Genomic DNA, 4,858 nt, shown 5'->3' with positions numbered 1-4,858 from the left:
TCCACTTTTTGCTGGAGATCCGTCAGAGCCTGGTAGGCCGATGTCGTCACGTCACTTTTATAGCGTCGCTTGAGGTTCTGTAGCTCAATGCCAAGAAATGAGGTCTCATTGAACTTGCGCTTACTGATGCCTGCGAGGAGGGCTTCCGCTCGGGTCATGGTCTCGGGGAATGCCTCTTGTGGGAGGGGCAGAGAGGGAAAGTTGTAGAGACGCAGGGGCTCGGGGCCGATGGTGAGAGTCAGCGTATCTTTGGAAATAACGCCGCGCTCCTTGGGCAACCAGCTCAGGGGAGCCGCATTGGAGAGGTTTGCTTGCTTGGGGATCTTGAGCTTGATCTGGCGTGGGCCGGTGGGGTTCCAGAGGTAGAACACTGGGCCTTCCGGCTCGCTCATGCTGTAGGCGCGCCCGGCGGGGCCAAAGTTGTAGAGCATGTACTCCCGGTCGCTGGGAAGCCACCAGCTTCCATCTTGGAGGGGACGGGGCTGAAGGGGCTTGTAGGTTCGTGGATAGAAGACCGCTTTATCCCGGGGAGGGGCTGCCGCCGCGATCCCCATGACCCCGAGCTGCCTCTGGTACTCGCCCAGCCAGCCAAGCTGCTCCGGCTGCTGCGAGAGGTCATAGGCGACGCGGGCGGGCTCGACGAGCCTAACGCCATCCACATAGAACCCACGTGCTCCCGTGTCGCGCAGAGCATCTAGCATGCTAAAGAGCAAGCGCTTGGTGGCGAAGCCCGGCTGGGTTGTCTGCGGGATACGCGACTCCTGAGTGGCTAGAACCGGCAGCCAGAGAGAACGGGGCGCATCGCTGAGCTGTGCATAGGTCTCGGCTCCTGTGTAGGCGATAGGCTCGATGCCTTTGCCATAGGCTTCAATGCCCACGCCATCGAAGCCTGCGCGCGGCTCTATTCGTGCAAATAGGGGAGAGAATCCCCGAGAGCGATAGACGACGGGCACTTCGGCAACCCCGCGTTTGAGCGCGATGGCAAGCTGATTCATGTAGCCCCGTAGCGACTCGGTCTTGAAGGTTTCCAGGTCCTGCCAGAAGCTAGAGTTGCTATCCTGAGCGGCGATAAGGGTGCTACTCCCTTTGTGATAGAACTGCGGTAAGCCCTTTTCTGCCCACCAGAGGGGAAGGAGCTGAGCGGCATCATCGAAGCTTTTGATCGCTCCTCGATCTTTCACCCCCCACTTTGCCTCAAGGCTATCAAGCGTGGCGTAGCGATGAGAAAGATAGAGCGCCCACTCGGTCTGGAAGGCAGTGCCGCTGGGGACAATCTGGCGTGCTTCTCCCGTGAGAGAAAGTGTTAGCCCAAGCGGGTCAGAAAAGAAGCGAAAGCCTCTGCCGAGCTTTACCTGGCTAAAGAGCAGGAGCAGATCGTCGCGGTACTTATCAAAGCCCTCCCAGACATTAGGAATGCCAAGCTCGCTGCCCGCGAGAAAGAGGCGCTCGGGGTAAAGCACCAGCCGGTTGCGTCCCTCTTTAAAGGAGACATTGGCACGGGCACCTTCCGCGACAATATCTGCCGTCCCAAGATCAAGGATCTGTCGTGTGCTTGGGTCGGCGATAAACCAGAGGGCACGGCTCAGGTTCTTGATAGGGAAGCGGACTTGCCCGCCGTTGCTGGGAGCATCTTGGAGGTAGCGTCCAGGAAGGATCTGGTAGCCCAGCAACGGCGTGCGTGGAGCATCCGCCAGAGAGAGACCATAGGTGAATCCCTCCGCATCCGCGGCGTCTATTATCCGCTGGATCGCTGTAGGCTTGACCAGGGTAATTCCTCCCTTGAGAGGCTGGAGGTAGATATCCGTGATTCCACTGGCCTTGAGCCGCTGGAGCGCCGCCCTATCATCCGCAAAGTCTGCCTCCGTCGCTCCAGGAGCCCACGACTTGACCTGGAAGAGTCCTCCAACAGGCACAAAAGGCTTGCCATCCCAGACAAGGGAGTGGTTCTCCGCGACACGCCAGGCGTGTTTTTCCCCGGCTCCATCGGTGTAGACTCCTCCGTTAGAGATCGAAGAGGGGCCTATCAGAGCGAGGGGGAGAAGGGCTAGCAAAGCAAGAGGGTTCATCATCGTCTTAAATACCCAGAATCGTAAGGAGTTTTTGGAGTCCCTGTCGAGCCTCCTCAGCAGCGCTACCGGCGGGCATGGCTCCTGTCAGTGCCGCCGCAAGTCCTAGAGCTGCCTCAGCCAGAGGTCGTGAGGAGAGAGTCTTTTGTGCTTGTTCCAAGGCTATGGTTGCTGTTGCACAGGCAGCTTCCAGTGCCGCCGTCTCGCCCACATGGGAAGAGGTCAGTGCGGAGTGCAGCTGCGCGGGGGCCTGCGACGGCACATCCAGGTTTATTACTTGCGGGGTACTCGGATCCGCTTCGGCAAACCACCAGCGCAGCTGCTGAGGCGTCGTCTGCGGCAGAATCTCTTCCAGCACAGGCAGCGCTCCGTACTTTCCGACCCGCCTTTCCTGCCCTTCCTTCAAAATTCTTACCGGCGCGATCAAACTAATTTGCAGCGCCTCAGGTGCACAGCCCAGTGCCTGAAGCCCGGCACGGGTGCGCGCCTCATAGGCACCATGGTCATCGCTCCAGAGGTCAATGAGCAAGTCAAAGCCGCGCGAGAGCTTCTGCCGATGGTACGCCAGGTCACTTGCCAGATAGGTCGGGCCGCCTTGGGTGCGCACCAGGGGCCAGTCTTGCTCCCCACTCTTGAGCCAGAGTGCTCCGCCACGCCAAGTCGTCTGACCCGCCGCCGTAAGATCGGTCAAGAGCTTATCCACTTCTCCGGAGCGCAACAGCTCCGCCTCGGAGATAAACGAGTCGAAGCTAACACCGAGTTCCACGAGGCTGGCATTTTGCCGGGTGCGCACTGCCGCGAGGATATCGGAGAGGGTTGCGCCTCGTGCGGACTTAGCAATCTCGGCGGCGAAGGGCTCGGCTTCGGTGGCGACATTCCGGGCAAAAGCGCTGAGGGTAGTGCCCGGCGCGTCATTGACATAGAACTCGCGGGTAACACTATGGCCCGCATCCGTAAAGACGCGGCTTAAAATATCTCCCACCACGGCGGCACGGGCATGCTGAATTGTGATAGGGCTATTGGGGTTAGCGGAGACATATTCCAGACAGATTTTCATGATTTTTTGAGGGTAAGTAAGGCAAAACGAGGCAGGGCCGCAAGTTTTTTCAGGCGTGCTGCATTGGGGTTCGACGAGATCCGGTAGAGCCACTCTAGGCCGGACTTTTGCATCCAGACCGGGGCACGCTTCACCGTGCCAGAGAAGACATCGAGTGTCCCTCCGACGCCGATATAGACTTTTGCTCCCACCCTCACTTTCTGTCGCTGGATAAACTTTTCCTGGCGCGGAATTCCCATGGCGACTAGGAGAATATCGGGCTTTGTAGCTGCGATCTGCTCGGCCACGGCATCTTCTTCGTCAGCCTTGTAGTAGCCGTCGCGGATGCCGCAGATATTGGCATCCGGGAACCTCTCTCGCATTTTCTGCGCCGCCGCTTCTGCGACGCCCGGAGCGCCCCCAAAAAAGAAGATGCGCCAGCCATTTTTGCCCGAGAGTTCAACCAGCTTGGCAGAGAGGTCCACGCCACTGACTTTGGCAGTAATCGGTATACCCAGACGCTTGCTTGCCCAAATAATCCCCGCACCGTCGGGAGTGATCAGCTCCGCTTGCTCGACAATCGCGGCAAAGTCTTTGTCCTCGCGGTAGGTCATCACCATGGACGCGTCAGCCGTCACAATATGATGGGGTTTCCCCGACGCGATAAACGAGGCGACATACGCCAGCGCCCCTTCCATAGTCACACGGTCAATGCGCATCCCATGAAGGGTAATCGAGTTGCGCGGCGGAAGTTCAGCCATAGAAGGCTATTTTATCGTAAAGATCAGCTTGGCTGCGGCGATGAGGAGCACAAGGGCAAGGAGGCGGCGCAGGCTGGGGGGAGGAAGACGCTTGCTTCCGAGAATCGCCCCAAGCGAACCACCCGCGACGGCGGCGATGGCCCAGAGCCAGAGACTGGGTGGCAGGTGCGCCAGGCTACTGGGTTTTCCGGCGAGCCCGGCCAGCGAGTTGACAAGAATAAAGGCCACCGAGGTTCCCGCTGCCTCTTTTGCTTTTGCCCAGCCCATCAGTAGCAAGAGCGGCGTGAGGAAAATCCCGCCGCCGGTGCCCGTCAGGCCCGCCAGAAATCCGATTCCCGCCCCCAATAACACGCTCAGCCAGATCGGTGGCATCTGGGGAATATTGGTATCGTTGGGTCGTCCAGTATTCTCGACAGTGGGGAGCTTTCCAAAGAGCAGACGCACGGCGGCAACGAGCAAGACCACGCCCACCAGAGGCTTGTACCAGCTACCGTCGAGCTTGGCTGCGCCCCCAAAGTAGGCCAGAGGAATCGCGCCTAGGGCAAAGGGCCAGAAAAGCCGCCACGAGAACGCCCCCGCACGGGCAAAGGCTACGGTGCCAATGCTAGAGACCAATAAGTTCAGCACCAGTGCCGAGGGCTTCATTACCTCCGCGCTCATTCCAACCAGCGCCATCGCCGCCAGGTACCCCGATGCCCCCGCATGCCCCACCGAGGCGTAGAGCAGCGCCGCGAGAAAGATCAGCACCGGCAGAAAGGTCATACCAGCCAGTATAATACCCCTAGGGGGAGATAACAAAAAATGATGTGGATCGTTCGCTGGATCGTGGGCGCAGTGGCGCTGTATCTGACGGTGTTTTCCTGGAGCTACGTGCAGCCGATGGCTCCATTTCTGGGTGGGAAAAAAGGCTTGATCCTAGATGGTGCGATTGGGGCGTTTTTCTCGATCGCGGTGGTGACACTCGTCAATGCCTTTGTGGGGCCGATTCTAAGACT

At 59.1% G+C, this 4,858-nt stretch carries 5 protein-coding genes; 1 reads left to right on the top strand and 4 read right to left on the bottom strand.

The features are described 5' to 3' along the window. The 4 genes from RMO15_RS31315 to RMO15_RS31300 all read right to left on the bottom strand — a co-directional run. The coding region (locus RMO15_RS31315; RefSeq protein WP_309722604.1) for a hypothetical protein at positions 1-2,069 on the bottom strand (2,069 nt) is incomplete at its 3' end. 4 nt (positions 2,070-2,073) lie between these two features. Beyond that, the gene (locus RMO15_RS31310; protein ID WP_309722601.1) at positions 2,074-3,123 is read right to left on the bottom strand and encodes a hypothetical protein; all 1,050 of its coding nucleotides are present in this window, start codon (positions 3,121-3,123) and stop codon (positions 2,074-2,076) included. After that, entirely contained in the window at positions 3,120-3,863 is a 744-nt protein-coding gene (locus RMO15_RS31305) for a WecB/TagA/CpsF family glycosyltransferase (protein ID WP_309722598.1), read from the bottom strand. Before RMO15_RS31305 ends, RMO15_RS31310 begins: the two co-directional genes overlap by 4 nt. A 6-nt stretch (positions 3,864-3,869) precedes the next feature. Continuing rightward, complete coding sequence (locus tag RMO15_RS31300; RefSeq protein ID WP_309722595.1) at positions 3,870-4,625, bottom strand: sulfite exporter TauE/SafE family protein; 756 nt, start codon at positions 4,623-4,625, stop codon at positions 3,870-3,872. Between the two features lie 39 nt (positions 4,626-4,664). Here RMO15_RS31300 and RMO15_RS31295 point away from each other — a divergent pair. Beyond that, positions 4,665-4,858 (top strand): phage holin family protein (locus RMO15_RS31295; RefSeq protein WP_309722592.1); only part of this gene is annotated, 194 nt, incomplete at its 3' end.

The organism is Armatimonas sp., from assembly GCF_031410135.1.
GTDB lineage: Bacteria > Armatimonadota > Armatimonadia > Armatimonadales > Armatimonadaceae > Armatimonas.
Note: the sequence above shows the minus strand (reverse complement) of the source record. Positions and strands in the feature narration are given on the sequence as shown.